Source organism: Nitrososphaerota archaeon (assembly GCA_016872055.1).
Lineage (GTDB): Archaea > Thermoproteota > Nitrososphaeria > Nitrososphaerales > Nitrosopumilaceae > Nitrosotenuis.
Genome location: VHBH01000001.1, coordinates 132,233 through 152,576, shown reverse-complemented (window position 1 = coordinate 152,576; position 20,344 = coordinate 132,233). Strand labels below are relative to the sequence as shown.

The following is a 20,344-nucleotide window of genomic DNA, read 5'->3' as shown; positions in this document are numbered from 1 at the left end:
ACTCTTTTTTATGTTCAGACAAACAATTCCGATTACTATATGCACATAAAAAAATCCGGAAAAAAATAAGTTTGGTGAGACCGAAAAGAGTATGGATAATTTTGGCCTAATTTAATCAGAAAACCACTTGACAAAGCAAGACATTGCAAAACTTGCTTTGCAGTTGAATGTGTATGCTAAAATCAATCCAACGAGAACGAATGCTCGAGGAACTGACATGTATACTCAAGACAAAATCCGAGAATTTGAGAAAATCGAGGAGGAAGACAATTGGAAGGAATCCATTTTACAAAGACTAATCGCGAAGCTTAAAACCAAAGTAATTTAACTTGAAAAAGCAAACAGAATAATCACGAAGAAAAAGAAAGATCGGACGAGCTAATTAAAAAACTCCATGAAACTCTACCAAAACTGCAAATCTCAGAAGAGTAGCTAAGGCTAGAACATGATTGGTTTGTATAACAAATAGAGCAAAAGTCAAAGGAAGCACAAGACACCACCATCTAATTGATAAAAAACGAAAAGCTGCAATAATCGAAGAAAATTTATCCAAACCATATCTAGAAGACTGGTGGCCCAAAAACTCACACCACTCCTAGTAAAGAAATTCATCCCAGGACGAAAGATTGACTCTCGCAAGGGGCAAAACGGCAAGGTCCTAGTGGTTGGTGGTAGCTACAAATACCACGGAGCGCCAATTCTGGCATCACTTGCAGCACTTCGAGCGGGAACCGACCTTGTTTACACTGCAGTTCCAAAGATTAATGCCTCTGCAACCAGGGCGATTTCTCCAAACCTGATAGTAATTCCGATGGTTGACGCCAAGCTTACGCGCGGCTCTGCAAACAAGCTGTTAGGCCAAGTCCAGTCTGGATTGGACTCTGCAACAATCGGCATGGGCCTTGCAGTAGCAGACGAAGAAGGACTCAAAACACTGGTCAGGGAATTATCTGCCCAAGATGTAAGATTGTCACTTGATGCAAGCGCATTGGTTAACTCCATCTTACCAGTTTTGCCGCAAAATATAGTATTGACTCCACATGCAGGTGAATTTCAAAGAATGTTTGGGGTTTTACCTCCAAATAAAATCAAAGAAAGGGTAACACTCGTTGAAAAACATGCCAGAGAGCATTCTGTTACAATACTTCTCAAAGGGCCAATTGATGTCATATCTGATGGCAAGCAGACATATCTTAACCCAAAGAATCTTCCGTCAATGACTGTAGGTGGGACGGGAGATGTCTTGTCTGGTTTAGTTGTTGCAATGCTAACAAAGAATCGAAATTCTTTGGAATCGGCAGCCGCAGCTTCATTTGTTAACGGTACTGCTGGCAAGCTGACACAGAAAAAACATGGATTCCACATCGTCGCAACTGATCTGATTGACAATATCTCAAGTGCAATGAAGCCATTTGACAAAGTGATCCGATGAAAAAAATTCTTGCACATGTAGATAGGAACATGCCAAACTTGGTATCTGATTTGCAGACCTTGATACGGCAGCCAAGTGTTTCTGCAAAAAACCAGGGAATTGAACAATCTGCAAGACTAGTCGCAAAAATACTCAAAAAATCCGGAATACACTCTGAAATTCTCAGGCTAAAGGGAGTAGCGCCTCTAGTCTATGGTGAGATAAAATCAAAGAAAAACCCAAACAAGATCATTCTATTCTACAACCATTATGACGTCCAGCCTGCAGAACCATTTGAGCTCTGGGATGATCCGCCGTTTAGTGGTATAGTAAAAGGTAACAAGATTTTCGGCCGTGGTTCTGCGGATGACAAGGGCGAGCTGATCACCAGAATCAAGGCAGTGGAGGCATTCTTGCAAGAAACTGGTGATGTACCATGTACGGTAAAATTTGTAATTGAGGGAGAAGAGGAAATTGGCAGTACGCACATGGAGCAATATCTCCAAAAATACCGCAAAAAATTTGCATGTGATGGTGTAATCTGGGAATTTGGTTATGTTGACGCAAAATCCAGACCAATAATCGGACTTGGCATGAAAGGACTTCTATATGTGGAGCTTACCGCCAAAGAATCCATTCGAGATGCTCACTCTAGTCTTGCTGTAATAATTAAAAATCCCGCATGGCGATTAATTGATGCACTCAAGACATTGCGAGACTCTTCTGGAAAAATTCTCATCAAAGACTGGTACCGTGAAGTAACATCGTTTAACAAAGAAGACTTGAAACTGTTATCGCGCGAGCCGTTTGACGAATCTGGATTCAAGTCAGAATATGGAATTGTACAATTTGTAAATAACATGAAAGGCATTAATGTCAAAAAGGCATTGGCAGGGAACCCAACATGTAACATTGCCGGCATGATTTCGGGCTATACATTACCAGGAGCAAAAACGGTACTTCCGTCTTCTGCAACTGTGAAAATTGATTTCAGGTTGGTACCAAAGATGGATCCCAAAAAACAAATCGCACGCCTAAAGGCACATCTCAAAAAACACGGATTTTCTGATATATCGGTCAAGATATTTCATGGTGAGGCAGCGTCAAGGACGGACCCGTCCAGTCCGTTTGTAGGGATAGTAAAGCAGGCGGCAAAGGAATCCTTTGGCAGCTACATCGTCAATGTCTCCAATGCGGGAACTGGCCCAATGCACTCCTTTGCCAATGTTTTGAAGGCCCCATGTATTTCCATTGGATCGACATACATGTTTGCAAGGATTCATTCACCAAACGAATTTGCAAGGATAGATCTACTCAAAAAGACAACAAAATGCATGTGCCATATTATAGATAGGTTCTGAGCCTATATTACCCAGAAAAGACTTTAAAGTGCATCCGAATCAAACAAAAACATGTCAATGTACATGCCAGGTGCGACCGCAGTGGGAATCACTTTTGATGGCGGTGTAGTTTTTGCAAGCGAAAAAAGAATAGCATATGGCAATTTCTTGGTATCCAAGAACACCAAAAAGACATACACACTGACCGATAAAGTAGGTACAAGCGTTGCAGGACTAGTTGCAGACATGCAAATCTTGGTCTTGCAGATAAAGGCACTCGCCAAGATACGCAAAATGGAGCTAAAGCGGGACGTTCCGCAGAACTCTATAGCAAAAATGATGTCAAACATGATGTATGAGAGACGATTCTTTCCATTACTGACTCAGGTTATTGTTGGCGGAGTGGTTGGAAAGCCATCCATATTCACACTGGATCCATTAGGCTCTGTTCTTCCAGATGATTATGCGGCAGTTGGAACAGGTGCAGAAATGGCATTGGGTGTTTTGGATCATCAATTCAAACCAAACATGTCAGAAAAAGATGCAACAGAGCTTGCAATAAAGTCTGTAAAAGCAGCAACAATGAGGGATTCGTTTTCTGGTGACGGAATTGATGTCTTGGTATTGACAAAGCAGGGCACAAAAGAGTTTACTGAAAAACTGTAAAAAGAAAAAACTACCCTTTCTGTTGCGATAATGTAACAATTACGAATGATTTGATCAATGACTATGTTATGATGTCTGTTTATAGGCCCGTCAACTTTTTTCTATGATGAAATTTCATGGAAGATACGACTGGCGAAAAATCGTAGGTAGGGAAACTAATCGTAACGGAGATCATTATTGGCAAAACCATAAAGAATTTTCTATAGTTTGTCAGATAGATTCACATTTCCAAACAAATCAACTCATCGTTTTTGATATAATTCAACAGATGATAACATAAGAACATGTAAGAAAAATAAAAGAAAAAATAATGAAAAGATATTCAACAATAATTAAACAACATTCCAAAAGATGATGTTTCTCTCTTAAACAAAATAATAAAAAAACTTAATCTTTAATTAATTTCTTCGCTTCCCAATATTTATCAGAAATATAATGCAGATTCTCCACAACAATTCCCTTACTCATCTCTGCCATTTCCTTGCTTGAGACCAACGCACGACCAACAGCCAGAGATTTTTTCTGCGACTCTTCAATAATGCACACAATCTGCCCTTTCTCAAATTCCCCAAAACTGCGAATTCCAGGTCGCATGACATTTGCACCATTACACATGAATTTCACAGCGCCCATGTCGACCATTACACTTGGAAACTTAGCAAGAGTCACACTGTCTGATAAAAATGGTAGGTAGTTATCGCCTATTTTGATTGCAGTCAGGCCTTCGCCCATTATTATTTGCCCTTCCTCAAATTCGTAAATTTTGAGATTTTTTATTTTTGGCAATTCCACTTTCCATTGACTGGATATTTGTGATAACACTTCAGCAGTTTCCGTCTTTGATATTAGATTTGACTTCAAGCCCGCAAAATTTCCCTTCTAATATCTAACAAGTCGCGCAAAATTGCACTGGCGGTCTCCGTTCCACCCGCACCCTTTCCTATAATGGTCTGAGTGCCGGAATGCTCTGATGTAAATGATATTGCGTTCAGGGTGCCATTGACACAAAGAGGATCTTCAATTGGAATCTCTTTTGGTGACACTTCCAAGTCTTTGTTGCATGATGCTATCAACTTGATTGCCATTTTCTTTTTGGCTGCCTTTTTGACGTCATCTAGTGTTACCTTACGTATTCCAATTCGTTTAATGTCTGGCATTGTTACCTTCATTCCCATAATCCAGTTTGCCAAAATGACTAGTTTTGCAGCTGCATCAAATCCATCCAGATCTAATGATTCGTCTGCTTCTACATATCCACGAGACTTGGCATCTTTTAGTGCCTTAGTAAAGCTCATCCCATGAGCCATGTTGGTCAGAATGTAATTTGTAGTTCCGTTTAGTATGCCTGCAAACGATGTAATTTGTTCGCCTTGCAGACTGTTCTTGGCATAGTTAAGAATGGGAGTTCCACCACCAACAGTTCCTGAAAACCTAAACTGGACCTGGTTATACAGGGCAAGCTCCATCAGTGAAGGAAACGCAATTGCAAGAGGTCCCTTGTTTACAGATATTACGTGCATTCCAAGCTTCATAGCACTTATGATGTGCGACATGCCGGGCTCTGCGTCGCGATAGTTACTTGCAGTGGTCTCTATGAGTACATCTGCGTCAATGTTTTTTATTATATCCAGACCAGTCCACTTTTTCTTTGATTTATCGTAATTTTTGATAGAGCCATATTTCTTTTTCACCTCGACTAGTCTGTTTAGATCAAGGCCGGATTGTTCCACTGCTCCGCCATGGGTGTCAAATGCGCCGACGATTCTAGGCATTATTCCATATTTTGCGTAAAGGTCATCAGAGCGTGAGACCAATAACTTTGCCAGGCTCTGAGCAACCGTCCCAAATCCACAAACTATGATTCTCATTTTCTACTTCAAACTTGGCTCGGCCCTGATTTATAATGGTTAGACTAGGACTTTTCCAGCTTAAGCGATACAGAATTGATACAAAATCTATTCCCTGTCGGGTTTGGACCGTCTTCAAAGACATGGCCTAAGTGGGCACCGCATTTTGCGCACATTACCTCTACTCTAGTCATCCCATAGCTGGAATCACGCTCGTACTTGACACTATTCTCATGTATTGGCTCCCAAAAGCTTGGCCAGCCAGAGCCGGAATCATATTTTGTCTTTGAACTGAACAACTCATTTCCACAACAGGTGCAGCGATAGATTCCATCATCTTTACAGTATGTGTATTTTCCAGTAAATGGTGGCTCGGTCGCCTTCATTCTGCAGACATTAAACTCGTCTTTGGATAGCTCGCTTTTCCACTGAGAATCAGATTTTTCTATTTTTTCCATGGATGAAAATAATGATTGTAATATTATAGGATTGTTCCTATTTGGAAGATTTTCGCTTTTCCTCTATTCTTTTTTCAGACTCGAATCGCTCAAGCTCGTACGATTTTAGATCGACAAACTTGATTATCTTAGATAGGTTTGGGTGTTTTTTCTGAATTTCTAAGAACATTTTCTGTGCTACCTGTCGATAGTCAATATGACCTTGAGGAATAGTTCTGAGCTCAATCAGGTGTACTACCTCTCGCAGATTTAAGTTCATAAAGAACGGATAATTGTATGCAAAATTGACTACATACTGGGATTCTTGCGGCATTTTATTGCGTATCGAATCAAACACTTGCTTTGTATTCTTCATGCAGGAATCGTATTCTGAATTTATTCCAAGCTCAACTATTTCCTTTGGGGTACTGTATCCGTGATCTGTTGTAAGTAATTGTCGCTCCAGTGTTAGAACTCGATGTCTGTGCAGATCACGAAACATTCCAAAATTACCAATCACATCAAAGGTATAGTTTGTCATCTCAAATGCACGCGGTGGTCGCTGTCTTCTGTTTGTGCGCAACTTTGCAAAATCCAAAATTATTTTTGCCTTGGCAGACTTGGTCATTTTTTTAACTATACCTAAAATCTCACCATATGGTCTTGTCTGTGATTCATAAATAATTGCGGAAATTATCTTGTCCTGAGCTATTTCTTCTGATTCATTATCGATTAGCTTGACTAGCGCCCCTCGATGTCTTGACTCTATCTTCTGCTTTTTTGATAATTCCTGGGAAATTTTTTGCAGCGACCTGAGATAGTTCTGCATTTCAATACCATACTTGTCGGTAGCGCGCCTTACAAAGGACTTGATGGTAGTGTCTAATTCATGCTTGATTTTACCAGAAATCTCTTGCTCTTCTGCAAGGTCAGAGCTGTACAATATGGTCAATAGATACTCAAAGGCGCGACCATTCCCAGAGACGCCCACATTGGTCAGTGTCGAGGCTGGAAGCAAGCCACGCAAAATATCAAGCGCCTTTGCCTTTGTACTGGCATTATAGATGAATGTAGCTGATTTGATATCGGACTCTGATTTTAGCTTGGAGAATTCTGTTTGGTTTCCAGATGAAGAATCCTTGAATTTCAGCTTCTCAATTGGCTCCTTTTCTCGCACAAATTTCAACATCGGTTCAATATTCTTGGAATAAACTTCAAAATCCAAATCACACGCTTGAATGTACGAATCAGCAAATTTTGATCCCATAATTTTCTTTTCCCGTAAAAATTTGAACTGCCCGTTTACTTTTTTGTCCCAAGAAACATAGCGAGACGATTTTTCCAAATACGACAAGCCAATTCTCCGGTCCTCGATTTTTTTGACGGCTATGTTGGAAATTCCCTCTATTGCAATTTGTGCAATTCCAAGTTCCGCAACAGAATCATCACCATATTCCAATAGTACCTTGTTGTAAAAATCCTCGCCTCTATTTTCGTTTGCCAAAAACTCGTCCAGAAAAATTCTTCTCATACTTTTGTCAGTCCTCGAATATCGAGACATCAATGCACCTCGGTCAACCTGTCGCGGCGTTATAATGGCAAACACGGAATCGTCAGAATTTGAGAAATGATTTTTTAGTTTTTCTTTTTCCTTTTCGGTAAACTCGTTCAACAAACTCCAGACTGGTCAAATCTAATTAAACTATTTTCGCTTGATTTGTATGAGATCTACTTTGGGACTCGATCCCTTTGACTGCCATCTAAGCAACACTTCCTTTAGTGCAGCCGCATCTGCCTCGTTTTCTGTATACAAAAGCATCGTCATCCAGTGTCCTTTTTCACCTGCTTTGCCCCCGACAGAATTCATCCAAAATTCAGAGGGCAGATTTTGCAGTGCCTTGTTTCCCGGATCCCTGGAAATCTCAATCCAGCGCTTTGCCACAAAGTTCAGTATTTGATCCAAGCCATCCTTTTCTATCATGAGTATAACCAAAAGTGTTCAAATTTTAAAATTGCGACCAGAACTACCTTGGTTAATTTCTTCTTACCAAAAATTGAACACTTATTCACATTTTATCGGTTATACGCAACGCTCAAGTTTTAGCCAATGAACAAGGACGAAGTAGAGATTATCGGCAAGCAAGTCAAAGACATGTATGGCACCCAGATGGGTAAAGTCATCGGTACTCTAACCGATATTGATGGCTCCATACAGACTGTGGGAGTTGACTGTGGTCTACAAGGACTAACACAGGTCCCATTTGAACAACTAGTAGTTCAGGGCGATGTCGTAATCTATATACCGAAATGGAGACTCGACGCACAACGATTCCTCAGAGAAAAGGGACTGACAATCAGACGTCTAAAGGCGCTAATTGACATTGTCTCTGAAAACGATGAAATGAAGGAAGACGCAGAAATCATACACGAAAAGTACAAGTCCAAACTGATATCGCTGGAAGAAGCTGAAAAGCAGATTTCATCAGCGCTAGGCTCACGTCTCGAAGAGCTAGGTGCACAGCTAAAGACTGTAAAGACATTGTTGTTTGATGCCAAAGTCCAATTCAAGAGCAACGAAATCTCTGAAGCAAAATATGATCTCATCAAGACGCACACCGGCGAAATAATGGAACACATCGACCATGAAAAGGCAGAAATCCTAAACATTCAGAGAAGAATGTCGGATCTATCCTTGGATGGTGTTCGCAGCGACGTGAACCAGCAAGCGCAAATCCAGACATCTGCAGTATCATATCTTGTGACAAACAACGGACAGACAGTCGAGCAGACTCCAAGTGCACCTTCCTATTCACCTGAAAAACCTTCAGAACACGCAAATTCGGCTCAGCCAATATTTGCAAACACTACACCTCCTCCGGCCGAAAATAGAGAAGAGGTAGTGAGCGCAAATCTGCCTCAGCCACCGACGAATACTGTTAAACAAACTGAGAGATCAGATTGGTTTGCAGGCATGGAAGCACAGTAAGGGGCACTAACATCCCTTTTTTCTAATCTTAGTTCGTGGTTTAATTCATACTATAAAATGAACCACTTTCAAAACCATCCTAGTTTTTCTGGTTGTTTAGCATATGATGTATGATTTTAGGCACAAAACTGCCTAGTTCTTCACAGATTGGCATGGCGCTAAAATTTAGAAAGTACTTGAATGGTATTAATTTGTGGACTCGTATCTTATTGGTCTTGGAAATAACGACACTAAAACAAGACAGGACGCCTCCCAAGATTACGTCAAGTTCTGGGAATCTCAGGCAAAAAAACTCCATTGGTTTGAGCCATGGCACACACCGTTAGAGTGGAACTCTCCGTTTGCAAAATGGTTTGTCGGCGGCAAAATCAATGCATCCTACAACGCACTAGACATACAAAAACAAGACAAGGTCGCCATATTCTGGGAGGGAGAAAACGATGAACGAAGAGTGGTAACATATGGCGAACTACTAGATTCAGTTCAAAGGCTTGCAAATGGTCTAAAATCACTAGGGGTGCAAAAAGGCGACCGAATCACAATCTATCTTCCGATGGTACCTGAGCTAATCATATCAATAATGGCATGCTCAAGAATCGGCGCAATACACACTATCATATTTTCCGGATTCTCAGCCCAGTCGATTAAAGACAGAGTGGTTGATTCTCAATCTAAATTAATCATAACTGCAGATGGCGGATACAGACGAGGGGGCATAGTCAAGCTAAAAGATGTAATTGATGTTGCAGTTTCTGATGTGGATTTTGTTCAAAATGTAATTGTTCTGACCAGAACCAATAACCAAGTCACAATGACAAAACGAGATATTTATTGGAACGATTTACTGGGCAAATCATCGCATGACTGTCCTCCAGAAAAGCTGGAAGGCACTCACCCACTTTACATTCTATATACTTCTGGTACAACTGGAAAACCTAAAGGCGTTTTACACGATACTGGAGGTTATCTTACTCACGTCTCTGCTACATATCGATGGGCATTTGATATCAAAGATTCAGATGTGTACTTTTGCACTGCCGATATTGGTTGGGTAACAGGACACAGCTATGTTGTATACGGGCCTCTGATTTGTGGTGCAACACAGGTAATGTATGAGGGAGCACCAGACTATCCAAGCCCTGCAAGAATGTGGGATCTGATTCAAAGATACAAGATTACCATATTCTATACCACGCCGACCGCATTACGAATGTTCATGAAGTTTGGCGACTCTATTCCAAACTCGTTTGATTTGTCCAGTCTTCGATTGCTGGGAACGGTTGGTGAGCCAATCAACCCAGAAGTCTGGAAGTGGTATTATACAATAATCGGAAAATCAAAATGCCCAATCATTGATACCTGGTGGCAGACTGAAACTGGTGCAATGATGATCTCGCCGTTGCCAGGAATTGAAACGATCCCGCTAAAGCCAGGCTCTGGGGCATTTGCAATTCCGGGAGTTGATTTGGCAATAGTTGACGAATCAGGAAATGTATTGCCGTCAGACACCAAAGGGTATCTGATTATCAAAAAACCCTGGCCTGGAATGCTAACTACACTATGGGGTGATGATGAAAAATACAAAACTGTTTACTGGTCAAAATACAAAGACACCTACTATACAGGTGACTATGCCATACAAGACAAGGACGGGTATTTCTGGCTTTTAGGAAGAGCTGACGATGTTCTAAAAATAGCAGGCCACAGAATTGGTACTGCAGAGCTGGAATCAAGTCTGGTATCAAATCCCTCAATATCAGAAGCTGCCGTGTGTGGAATTCCAGATGATATCAAGGGAGAAGTAATTATTGCTTTTCTAGTTCCAAAAGATGGCGTGGTAGTTACAGATTCTCTAAGAAAAGAGGTAGTAGATACTGTACGAAAAGATATTGGTGCAATAGCTACTCCACAATCCATCTATTTTGTATCAAAACTACCAAAGACTAGAAGTGGTAAAATAATGAGACGACTACTCAAATCAATTGCATCAAATGAAAAAATTGGAGATGTCAGCACACTAGAAGATGGGGCTGCAGTATCGGAAATACAAACTGCGTTTGATGAACTGAAAAAACAAATCCAGTAAAAAAATTGGGTTTATGGCTTATTGGTTACCTTTAGCTGATCAAGGCTCCTTTTTGCCTCTTTTTTAGCTACATCCTTTGCTGCATTGAGGTCTGCCTTTGCCTTGGAGATTGTTGCCTTGGATTGTGCGTTTATCTCATCAATTGGTAAGCCTTTTGCTACGGCGCTTCGTGCATCTGCCTGGGCTTTATCCACTGCTGCCTTGAACTGTTTTTGGGCCGAATCAATTGCCTTTTTGTATGCCGTCATTATGCTTTGGATCTCTTCTTTGCCGGATTTTTGGGCAAAGGCGTTGTCAAATACCATAAATGAAACAAGCAAAACCGCGACTGTTGCCAGTATTGGTACCGTCTTCATAATTTGGAGCATTTTACAATCATTAAAAAATATTGCGTATAATCCCTCTTAGGATCAAATTCTTCTAGTACGAGATAGAATCGTTTCACCAATGATTACAGTCATACTTGAAATATAACAATGAGTTTGTTTACGAAAACCACTGTTCCAAGGTGTGACTGCGCTTAATCGTACTTTTTTGGAGTCGGTTAAGAGACGCCTCTACCCTGTCGCGAGAAAAACTCCTCTCACCAGACAAATAACTAACAATACCTGAATAGTTTGGCTCGCCAAATTTTATCTCAGATACGTCGGCAACTTTGGGGTCTAAGAAGATCTTACGTATTTCCTGGTACGGAATTGTTTGGAGCTTGTCCTGTACTTGTTCAATTTCTTCCAGTCTGCCATTTTCTTTAATCATCTTCAGTGCTGTTTTTGGGCCAATCCTATCAAATCCGTCAGGATTAAAGTCTGTACCAATCAAAATCCCAATGTCGACTAGCTGTTCTGCGGTAACCCCAAGATCAGACAAGACATTGGATGTGTCAATTATCTCAGGTTCTATTTCGATGTAGGTGTTCCTATTAGGTAGCTTTCGCCTGCCAGAGTTTGTGAAATTGCGGACCAGCTTTTTAGCCCCAAACAGTATGGAGTCATAGTCCTGGCTTGCAGAGGCATAAGCCAAACCCGTTTTGGTCAGATGGGCTGCCGTTGCCTCGCCTTCAGCTGTCGCCTGAATCGATGGAATCCCAAACAATTCCAGCAAGTGCTTTGCGTCATCTACCATGCCGTCCTGCATGGATGTTGTCTGCTGGGCGTATTTTCGAATATCTTCCATGTTTCCTTCGGCGAGTGCCTTTTCATATTTTACTGTGGCATCTTTTTTGATCTGTTTTCTTCTCTCTATTTCTGCTGCCTTCAAGGAAGGAGACTTACCATCAAATACAAAAACAGGCTTTATGCCCAATGACAAAAAATTGATGCTCCTATAGAACAGTCCACTTAGATGACTTGTCACTCGCCCCTGTGAATCGGAAAGCAACATTCCATCGGGTCCGCGAATAATTGAGAGAAACTGGTAGATGGTATTGTATGCATCAACTGCGATTACCTTGGACGCAAAGGAATCTAGAGTGGTTTTTTCTTTGGTGATCAGTCCCTTTAGATCTAAGCCCATTGGTATGGTATTATTTTTACCTGTTTTTGTATTGTGTGATTTGCTATATTAGGGACGATTTTGTTTGTTGGGTAGGTGCCGGGTTAGCCAAGCGGTAAGGCGACCGCCTCGAGATCAATCTCACAGGATAGCGGTTGTGCATTTGCACTCAGGGGTTCGAATCCCTTACCCGGCGCTTTTCAATTTCACAAAAATCTAGAGGAAAAATTCACACACAAAGGCAAATTCAATTTAACCCACCCATTTACTAGCTCCGTTTCCATCATAACTCAGTTGATGTCTGCAAGATACCGACAAAAAATCCACTACCGAGTAAAAATCATTCCAATTAAAAGGATCCGCGTTTGGGACGAAGCACAAGCAAGATCCCTTGACCGGGAAGGAATTGCAGAGCTAGCAAAATCGATAAAAAATGAAGGACTCCAAAATCCACCTATGGTTCAAAAGGACGGACGTGGACAATTCTTACTAATGTCTGGCCAAAGACGACTGGCAGCACTCAAACGACTGCGAGCAAAAAAGATACCAGTCTTGGTTTTAACTAAAGGTTATGATCTAGAAAATGCTAAGGCGGCATCAGTCATTGAGAATTTGCACAGAAAAAGCATGAATCCTAAGGACATGGCTCACTCGTGCAACTTTTTGGCAGAAAAGATGGGCGTATCCAAAGGCGCAAGCTCTCTAGGCATTTCACGAAAAACGTTCAAAAAATATGTCGGCTTTGCAGCCCTGCCAGGACAGCTCAAGAGCCTAGTTCCCGGAACAATTACTAGCGGTACTGCCATACAATTACACCAGTTAGTCCCAAATGTCAAAAAGTCAGTCAAAATAGCTCATAGAATATCCAGGCTTGACGCTAGGATGCAGAGATCCTACCTTAGGGCCTTATCCAGGCACCCGAGAGCAAACCATACAACTTTACTACGACAGGCACGATTACTTGCTATCCGACAGACGGTGCCTGTCACTCTACCCAAGACTTATGCAAAAAGACTTGAGCGGATCTCAATGTATAGGGAAGAAGACCCAGAAAAGCTGGCCCAACAAATCGTGGTTTCTTGGCTGGCAAAGAGAAAGCGATAGTTCACATCATAATTTCAAAAAACTGTCTGTTTGATTTGGCCAATGCGGTAACTGACAGATTAATTATGCAAACAAGCCCAAAACACAAGAAAAGTAGGAAATAGTCGAGAAAAATCAGAAGAAACAAAGGATAATCTAAGCAATAAAAACCAATATCAAAAATTTGTCAATGTACTGGTTCGGGAGCGAATCAAAAATTTTAAAAAAACATCTGATGAAAATAAAGATTCGTCGTTATCTGTTTACAATCGTCTGACTTTGTAGTGCCTATAAAACATTCAAAAATTAAATAAAACAAGAAAATACCCAACTGTTCGGATTGCCAAGCTCAGTTGTTCGCTCAAGTGGAATGAAAATAGTACTTCTAGAACGAATTCCGAGATTGATATATGATGATTAAATTGGTTTTCCGGTTGCATGGAAAGCAACACGCAATGGTGGTCAGAAGGAAAAATAAACAACGGCAACTTTGCTCAAGGACAATAATATTTAATACAAAACGGAATGATTGGGATTAGCCTGGGAAGCTAGAATCCGGACCAACCTTATCTTGCGGCTTTACGTCCTGGTCCCACTTTCCCCGTATTCCTTTGATTAGGAAAAATATTCCCGCACCAATTATAGAAATGACTAGACCAAAAAACAACACCCGATTCTGCATATGATCCGCACAACTGACTTCGATTTGTTTTCCATCTTCATATGTAAAACAATCGCCAAATTCTTTTTCTTGGATTGCAAAATTGTAATGATCCTGACCAAATATCCCAAGAACTAAGAATCCTGCAAAAACAAGTACCACACCAATCAAGGTTAGACGAATATCACTCATGATACTCCTGGATTGTCCCTGCTTATGTTGTTTTTTCCATCTTTGCCTTGAGGCGTTCTAGGGATTTGACATAAAACGATTCCATAAAGCCCAGAAACTCTAGGAACTGTGTTTTATCCGAGTCATTACTGATCAAAAACGAAGTCCAGGTTATCTGGGAGGCCTTGCCTTTTTTTAAAATGGATATTGTTGCGTGATATCCAGTCAGTGGTAGACCACTCGTCGCAACATATGATAGATATTCTTTGTCCTTCCAACCAACAGCATATTCTATTACATGGCTGCCGTCTGCAAAGGTTATGTCTCGTGCTGCACCAACCTCATTTTTGATCATAGAAAGAGACTGTGTTTTTTTGACATCGAGCACCCATTCTGACAGACCAGTATAGTTCCCAACAATCCTCCACAACGCTGAAATTGACGTGTTGATTATGGTGCTCTGGCTTACCGTTGCGCAAATACTCCCGTTTTTGTTTTGGCTTAGAATCTCAGATGACATACTTTTGCTCAAGATCTGACTGGCTTTAAAATTTAAGATACGACAAATATACATTGTAACTAGATTCACAGAAAACATGGTTTTTGGCTGGGGCAAAAAAAAGCAAGAAGAGCAACCGCCTACACAATCTCACACTATAAGAATAGACGATCTAGAGCCAATTCTGGCTTCGAGAAAGGAAGAATTGCGCAAAAAAATCACAATACAATCAAAGCCGTTATTTTCTGAGATAGAGCGCGAGCTGAATCACATCTACAAGATAATTGATCATCTAAAAAACGACGATCTCAAAGTAGATGACATTGATAAGATTCTGCGTGTCGTAGTAGTCAGGGCCAAAACGGAAGTAATCGACATAATATCAAAAGAATCCATCAAGTCACTACCTGCCATATCGACATTTGAAGATGTGGAAAAAACCGCAGATGCATCATCACACACCCTAAAAAAAATCGGAGATGTTTTGGGCAAACACAGTCGCATCATTCACGTTTTTGCTAAAAAATATGCCCAAGACCTCAAAAACCACCTCGCATTGCTGAGAGAAAACAACACCTTGATAACAAAAATGCTTACCGACTATTCAACACTTGAATCCTCATCTGGGGTGATCAAAGACACCATGTCGAAAATCCAAAATTCCGCACAGGAGCTATTAGAAATTGAAAATCATATTTCACTGCTGCACAAATCTCAGGAATCGGCACAAAATATCTGTGAATCCACACAAAAACAAATCATAGACACACATACCTCCTCAGAGTATGCCGAACTCTTGGAGACAGAAAACAAAATTGCACAGATAAAATCCCAGGAAGAAAAATTAGACAGGCAAATTGACGATGAGTTCTCCAGGGTTTCGCGCCCGCTTGGAAAGTACATCTATGTAACATCTCTGGACAAGGACCTCAAGTCAATACTTGAAAGATTAGTGGAACGACCATCCCAAGTAATTACGAAAGAAAGCAAAGAGTCTATAATCATAATTTTGGAATCATGCTTGAAAGGAATTGTTGCTGGGACGGTATCTGTCAAGGAAACTGACAAATCCGTAGATAATATCAAACACCTGATGTCAATTCTTGACAATCTAATACAGCAAAAAAAGAGTATCCAGCCCAAGTTCCAAGAACTCGAAAAACAAGCATCGGGATTTGATCGCAAAAAACTTGAATCACTTGAAAAACAATTATCAAAATCCAAATCCGATGTAGATGATGCTCAGGCAAAAATAAAATATCTACAATCCGAGCTGGAGGAAAAATCATTACAAAGAGAAAAACTATACCAAGACCTAAACACCTCACTAGAAAGACTTGGAATAAAAGGCGAGCTGACGCAATAATGGGTGGAAAGCCAGAGCGTAAGGTATTTTTGAAAAAAGAAGTACACGACAGTATTCTGTCATATTGTAAAATGAAGCACCCATACGAAGCAATTTTGATTCTCAAGGGCAAGTCCAAAAAGGGTCTGATCACAATAGATGGACTTTCAATTCCACCGTTTTCCTACAGCGACCAAACCTTTGCTGGCTTTCCACAGTCGTTCTTACCATTAGACTTGGCATATGTGGGAACCGCTCACTCTCATCCAAGCGGTTCAGCAGAGCCATCTATTACGGATCTCCATAATTTTTTTGGGTTAGTGTCAATAATTGTGCAATCCCCATATGAGAATGATACTGACATTTTTGCATGGGATAGTCAAGGAAACCAAATCCCGATAATTTTCGAGTCATCTGATGAACAAAATTTTTAGATAATTAACAGTCAATCAATTGTAAAACCATAAAAGTTGCAAAAATTAATTTCAAAGTATTAGCTAAAGCAAACTCATTTTAATTATATAATTTCAGCAAAATCAGATATGAATAAATCAGTATCAATAATCGGCAGCGGAATATCAGGTCTTTGTATGGGTGCTCTTTTAGTTAAAAAAGGATTTGATATCTCTATTTATGAAAAATCCAGATTTGTAGGAGGTAGAACTAAGTCTTCAATATACAAAAACCACATACTAGATAATGGATTTCACATAATGCCGTTTTACAAAACTTCGGCTGTATACAAACTGCTTGAAGAAATTGGGATTGTAAATGATCTAAAGCTTGCCAAAGTAAATGATATTGCGTTTTATGAAAACAAGAAATATCATAAATATCCGAAGGGAATTACAGACATTTTAAAATTCTCGCTTTTACCATTATCTGGAAGAATTTCTTTATTGAAAGTAATGCTACCAATGGCCTTCACATCTGTAGAAAAATCGGAGAAATTTGACAATACATCAATGATGCAAATAATTGATAAGCTTGATAGAAAAACTAGGGCATTTTTTGATGCGGTCTGCATTCTTGCATTTGCAGACAGCCCCGAGCATGTCGCACTCGGTGAATTTATGAGAATGATCATCAGGGCTAATCCGTTCAAAGGAGGAACTAGCGAGCTTGCATATCCTGCACAAGGAGGATACGATACCATATGCAAGCTAGTCTCTAATTATATCACCAGCAACGGTGGGAAAATTTTTCTAGGCAAATCAGTAAAGCAGGTCAAAATCCAAAATACTAAGGTAGAAGGAATTATACTAGAAGATGGAACTAATGTGAACTCTGACTGTGTTGTAGTTACAAATCCTGCTTATCTGGCAATAAAGGAGCTCTTTGAGCCAAATTTACTGGACCAGTCATTATATTCAATGGCAAAAAAACTAGAAAAAACAACATCCGTAATTGAAGCGCATTTTTGTTGCTCTGATAGGCTTGATACTCGACAACTAGTCTTTCCCGTTGGTGATTACATGACAAAAGGAATATTTTTTGTAACAAATATCGCAAGTGCTGTCTCACCCAAAGGAGAATATCTTATCATGGCAGGAGCGCCAGTTCCATCTGAAGATACTAAGAATCCACAAAAAATCAAACAACTTACAGAAAAAATGAAAGATGAAATCTCGCAAATATATCCAAATTTTACAAAATCTCTAATCTGGGAGCGCTCTATGGCATGGAATCTAGTAGAATCTGTAGTCAAAGAACCTGGACTTGTCTGGAAGCAAAAATTCCCACACCAGACAAATGTGACCGGATTGTTTTTTGTTGGCGATTCAACTATTAGCTATGGTATTGGTACGGATTCTGCAGCACAAAGCTCTTTTCTTTGCTACCCAAAAATAATTGAACATTTGACATATGGATAAATTCTCCCCCTATTCAGATTCTGAAATAGAGCACCTAATTGATTATTATAATGACATGTACTGTCTGCATAGAACTCTGGCTATCTTGACTACAAATCCATACTATCGTCTGCATCGTAAGCAAACTTTGAGTCAGACTCTCCTTCTATAAATCCGCTACACAAAGTTTGAACTTAAGTGGTTTAAAATGGGACTCTGTTTCTGACATTGGATATGTATAATTGTAACCTATAACCCAAAAAATTCAATAGTACTATGAAATATTCTCTTAAAATTAAAAAACTGGACATTCAAGAGAGCTATTTTGTCGGCAAGGCAGAACTATTAGGAAACGAATACACCATTAACATTCAACACGAGGGGAGATATGGCAAGGCAATACTATTGCCTTCATCAAGGGAAAAAATTGGCGAGAAAATCCTAGTTTCATTTACTGGCTCTAAAAAGCACGTAGAGGATTTTTTGACCTTTGCTGGAGAATCAGAATGGATAGAAATTGATTCAAATGAAATTACAAACTTTATTGCAGACAACCAGGATGAATTTGACAATCTGGAAATCGTTACTGGACTTACATAATAAATCCGACACCATACTATTGTAAACATTGAAAAAAGTCTATCCTTTTTGCGCGACAATACTTCCGACATTTATTGCATTTACTGTGTTAGTCTTTCCGCAAATCGATTCTAATGTTGATCTTAGCACTGTCGAGTCCATACTACAGGTTTTAGTGTCAGACCAGGAAAGACTTGGACTGTCATTTCAGGTAACTCCATTATCTGATAATCAAGGTGCAGTAGATATCATTAAAACCGTAACCGCGGGATTTCCAAAAATCCACAACCCGGATAATTTCAAAATTATATCATACAATTTTTTGCAACCTCCAAAAATTTATCTCATGGGAAACCAGATTGACTCTTCGTATAATTCAAACAATATGCCCGTAGAGGCAAAATACCAACAAGATTTAGATGAATCTGCCTTTTTGAAAAGGTATGGATAGATTTCCCAACCAGAAATACATTGCAGTTGAAACTTTCAGAAAAAACGGGATCGGAGTAAAGACACCCGTTTGGTTTGTTGAAGAAGATGGACTAGTCTGGGTCGTCACTAGGGAAAAAACCGGCAAAGTAAAGCGCATAAAGAACAATCCCAAAGTCAATATTGCAGTTTCCAATTTTTCCGGTGAGCCAAAGTCTGCCTGGACTGCAGGAATAGCAGCAATTGTTCAGGGTGATATTGCGAACAAGATAATTCAAAAAAGGAACAAAAAATACGGATTCATGGCTAAACTAGTCGGAATTTTTTCTGCAAAAAAGGGAAGTTATGTAGTATTTTCCATAGATCTGGATGACTCAAAATAGAAAATGCATAAAGATCCTCCTGTGAAAGTTAATCCCTACGAAAAGGCAGTTGCCCACCTTCAAAAAGACAAAAAACTTGGGAGAATAATTAAACAGGTTGGAAACTGTCAGATTAGGGTTATTGAGAACAAATTTGAGGCACTAGTTGATGGAATCATAACACAGCAAGTATCTGATGCAGCTGGTAAGGCCATTGCTTCCAGATTCAGGGATTTGTTTGGCGGGAATTTTCCACGACCTCACCAAGTACTAGAGAAAAAAATACATCAAATCAAAAAGGCCGGATTATCAAGGATGAAAGCAGAATACATTTACAATATCGCCGAAATTGTGGATTCAAAAAAAATAGATTTTGAATATCTAAATGAACAAGACGATGAGCAGATTATTTCCGAGCTGGTAAAGATTCGCGGAATAGGAAGATGGACTGCAGAAATGTTTCTAATTTTTGGAATGGGAAGACAAGACATTCTTCCACTAGGTGATTTGGGGCTCAGAAATGGAATTGCCATACTATTTGATATTGAAAAACCCACGGATGTTCAGATTACAAAGATTGCATCAAATTGGCGTCCGTACAGAACTATTGCCACGTGGTATATCTGGAAGGGAGTAAAAAATTTCAAAAATGTTTGAAATTATCGCGTCGCTTTTACTTTCAAAGCTCTACCACTCTTAAAGCCCAAAATAATTTGAATTATTCCTAATGCTAAGATTAGTACAAGCTCTGAAATCACACGGTATCTAATGGCATCAAAAGATTCTCCAGCTGTAGTTACCGCCATTACCAATCCTCCCAAAATCACTAGTCCTCCATTTGTGAGTAAGAGTTGCGAGAGTTTTGCTGATGGGTTATTTTTTTGCATGGCAAATGAAATCAGTGGCAATACCAGTGATGGCACACCGATTACAACGCCCTTGCTAAATGGATCAATTGGAATTAGCCCTTCAGGATTAACCCACGATATACCGTAGTCGATCGCATACAGGGCGATAAATCCCAGCGATATTAAGATCAAAACAAGTGCTAGATTCACGAATTTTTTGATATATTCCTGGATATAAAATAGAGTAGGT

24 protein-coding genes and 1 tRNA gene are annotated in these 20,344 nt (G+C 39.9%); 15 read left to right on the top strand and 10 right to left on the bottom strand.

Annotation, left to right across the window (positions count from 1 at the left end; translation table 11 throughout):
* Positions 1-127: 127 nt before the first annotated feature.
* From FJ354_00875 to FJ354_00860, 4 genes are all read left to right on the top strand, one after another.
* Positions 128-328: a hypothetical protein gene (locus FJ354_00875; GenBank protein MBM3905225.1), complete on the top strand. Its 201-nt coding sequence runs from the start codon at positions 128-130 to the stop codon at positions 326-328.
* 240 nt (positions 329-568) lie between these two features.
* Positions 569-1,432 carry an NAD(P)H-hydrate dehydratase gene (locus FJ354_00870; GenBank protein ID MBM3905224.1) on the top strand — a complete coding sequence of 288 codons (864 nt, stop codon included), beginning with the start codon at positions 569-571 and terminating at the stop codon, positions 1,430-1,432.
* Between the two features lie 29 nt (positions 1,433-1,461).
* Positions 1,462-2,772, top strand: coding sequence for a M20/M25/M40 family metallo-hydrolase (locus FJ354_00865; protein MBM3905223.1), 1,311 nt, complete (start codon positions 1,462-1,464; stop codon positions 2,770-2,772).
* Positions 2,773-2,835: 63 nt separating this feature from the next.
* Positions 2,836-3,417 carry a proteasome subunit beta gene (locus FJ354_00860; GenBank protein MBM3905222.1) on the top strand — a complete coding sequence of 194 codons (582 nt, stop codon included), beginning with the start codon at positions 2,836-2,838 and terminating at the stop codon, positions 3,415-3,417.
* Positions 3,418-3,804: 387 nt separating this feature from the next.
* On the opposite strand, the gene FJ354_00855 is transcribed toward FJ354_00860, so the two are convergent.
* The 5 genes from FJ354_00855 to FJ354_00835 are packed head-to-tail and all read right to left on the bottom strand — an operon-like array spanning position 3,805 to position 7,682.
* The gene (locus FJ354_00855; protein MBM3905221.1) at positions 3,805-4,278 is read right to left on the bottom strand and encodes an RNA-binding protein; all 474 of its coding nucleotides are present in this window, start codon (positions 4,276-4,278) and stop codon (positions 3,805-3,807) included.
* Complete coding sequence (locus tag FJ354_00850; protein MBM3905220.1) at positions 4,275-5,285, bottom strand: homoserine dehydrogenase; 1,011 nt, start codon at positions 5,283-5,285, stop codon at positions 4,275-4,277. The genes FJ354_00855 and FJ354_00850 overlap by 4 nt, the downstream gene beginning before the upstream one ends.
* A gap of 44 nt (positions 5,286-5,329) precedes the next feature.
* On the bottom strand, positions 5,330-5,722 hold the full coding sequence (msrB, locus tag FJ354_00845; GenBank protein ID MBM3905219.1) for a peptide-methionine (R)-S-oxide reductase MsrB: 393 nt from the start codon (positions 5,720-5,722) through the stop codon (positions 5,330-5,332).
* A 37-nt stretch (positions 5,723-5,759) separates the two neighbouring features.
* Positions 5,760-7,373: a thymidylate synthase gene (locus FJ354_00840; GenBank protein ID MBM3905218.1), complete on the bottom strand. Its 1,614-nt coding sequence runs from the start codon at positions 7,371-7,373 to the stop codon at positions 5,760-5,762.
* A 30-nt stretch (positions 7,374-7,403) separates the two neighbouring features.
* A complete protein-coding gene (locus FJ354_00835; GenBank protein MBM3905217.1) occupies positions 7,404-7,682 on the bottom strand; it encodes a hypothetical protein in 279 nt (92 codons plus the stop codon).
* Positions 7,683-7,868: 186 nt separating this feature from the next.
* Here FJ354_00835 and FJ354_00830 point away from each other — a divergent pair, with 186 nt between their 5' ends.
* Both FJ354_00830 and acs read left to right on the top strand, forming a co-directional pair.
* Complete coding sequence (locus FJ354_00830) at positions 7,869-8,687, top strand: hypothetical protein (protein MBM3905216.1); 819 nt, start codon at positions 7,869-7,871, stop codon at positions 8,685-8,687.
* A gap of 193 nt (positions 8,688-8,880) precedes the next feature.
* Complete coding sequence (gene acs / locus FJ354_00825) at positions 8,881-10,773, top strand: acetate--CoA ligase (protein ID MBM3905215.1); 1,893 nt, start codon at positions 8,881-8,883, stop codon at positions 10,771-10,773.
* An 11-nt stretch (positions 10,774-10,784) separates the two neighbouring features.
* Here the strand turns inward: acs and FJ354_00820 are convergent, their stop codons facing one another.
* Together FJ354_00820 and FJ354_00815 are read right to left on the bottom strand one after the other, a co-directional pair.
* Positions 10,785-11,129 carry a hypothetical protein gene (locus tag FJ354_00820; protein MBM3905214.1) on the bottom strand — a complete coding sequence of 115 codons (345 nt, stop codon included), beginning with the start codon at positions 11,127-11,129 and terminating at the stop codon, positions 10,785-10,787.
* Between the two features lie 130 nt (positions 11,130-11,259).
* Positions 11,260-12,285 (bottom strand): flap endonuclease-1, encoded by a 1,026-nt coding sequence (locus FJ354_00815; GenBank protein ID MBM3905213.1) that lies wholly within the window; start codon positions 12,283-12,285, stop codon positions 11,260-11,262.
* A gap of 77 nt (positions 12,286-12,362) precedes the next feature.
* On the opposite strand from FJ354_00815, the gene FJ354_00810 reads away from it, so the two are divergent.
* Positions 12,363-12,460, top strand: a tRNA-Ser gene (locus FJ354_00810).
* Between the two features lie 101 nt (positions 12,461-12,561).
* Entirely contained in the window at positions 12,562-13,368 is an 807-nt protein-coding gene (locus tag FJ354_00805) for a ParB/RepB/Spo0J family partition protein (protein MBM3905212.1), read from the top strand.
* Between the two features lie 514 nt (positions 13,369-13,882).
* Here the strand turns inward: FJ354_00805 and FJ354_00800 are convergent.
* Entirely contained in the window at positions 13,883-14,200 is a 318-nt protein-coding gene (locus FJ354_00800) for a hypothetical protein (protein MBM3905211.1), read from the bottom strand.
* 22 nt (positions 14,201-14,222) lie between these two features.
* Complete coding sequence (locus FJ354_00795) at positions 14,223-14,795, bottom strand: SRPBCC family protein (protein ID MBM3905210.1); 573 nt, start codon at positions 14,793-14,795, stop codon at positions 14,223-14,225.
* Here FJ354_00795 and FJ354_00790 point away from each other — a divergent pair.
* The 7 genes from FJ354_00790 to FJ354_00760 all read left to right on the top strand — a co-directional run bounded on the left by FJ354_00790 (position 14,776) and on the right by FJ354_00760 (position 19,903).
* Positions 14,776-16,044 carry a hypothetical protein gene (locus FJ354_00790; protein ID MBM3905209.1) on the top strand — a complete coding sequence of 423 codons (1,269 nt, stop codon included), beginning with the start codon at positions 14,776-14,778 and terminating at the stop codon, positions 16,042-16,044. The genes FJ354_00795 and FJ354_00790 overlap by 20 nt on opposite strands.
* On the top strand, positions 16,044-16,457 hold the full coding sequence (locus tag FJ354_00785) for a peptidase (GenBank protein ID MBM3905208.1): 414 nt from the start codon (positions 16,044-16,046) through the stop codon (positions 16,455-16,457). Before FJ354_00790 ends, FJ354_00785 begins: the two co-directional genes overlap by 1 nt.
* Positions 16,458-16,565: 108 nt before the next feature.
* Positions 16,566-17,897, top strand: coding sequence for a protoporphyrinogen oxidase (locus FJ354_00780; protein ID MBM3905207.1), 1,332 nt, complete (start codon positions 16,566-16,568; stop codon positions 17,895-17,897).
* 255 nt (positions 17,898-18,152) lie between these two features.
* A complete protein-coding gene (locus FJ354_00775; protein MBM3905206.1) occupies positions 18,153-18,476 on the top strand; it encodes a hypothetical protein in 324 nt (107 codons plus the stop codon).
* A gap of 28 nt (positions 18,477-18,504) precedes the next feature.
* Entirely contained in the window at positions 18,505-18,906 is a 402-nt protein-coding gene (locus FJ354_00770; GenBank protein ID MBM3905205.1) for a hypothetical protein, read from the top strand.
* Positions 18,899-19,267 (top strand): PPOX class F420-dependent oxidoreductase, encoded by a 369-nt coding sequence (locus FJ354_00765; GenBank protein MBM3905204.1) that lies wholly within the window; start codon positions 18,899-18,901, stop codon positions 19,265-19,267. Before FJ354_00770 ends, FJ354_00765 begins: the two co-directional genes overlap by 8 nt.
* 3 nt (positions 19,268-19,270) lie before the next feature.
* Positions 19,271-19,903, top strand: a complete 633-nt coding sequence (locus FJ354_00760) for a DNA-3-methyladenine glycosylase 2 family protein (GenBank protein MBM3905203.1) — start codon at positions 19,271-19,273, stop codon at positions 19,901-19,903.
* A gap of 2 nt (positions 19,904-19,905) precedes the next feature.
* On the opposite strand, the gene FJ354_00755 is transcribed toward FJ354_00760, so the two are convergent.
* Complete coding sequence (locus FJ354_00755) at positions 19,906-20,304, bottom strand: hypothetical protein (protein MBM3905202.1); 399 nt, start codon at positions 20,302-20,304, stop codon at positions 19,906-19,908.
* Positions 20,305-20,344 lie beyond the last annotated feature (40 nt).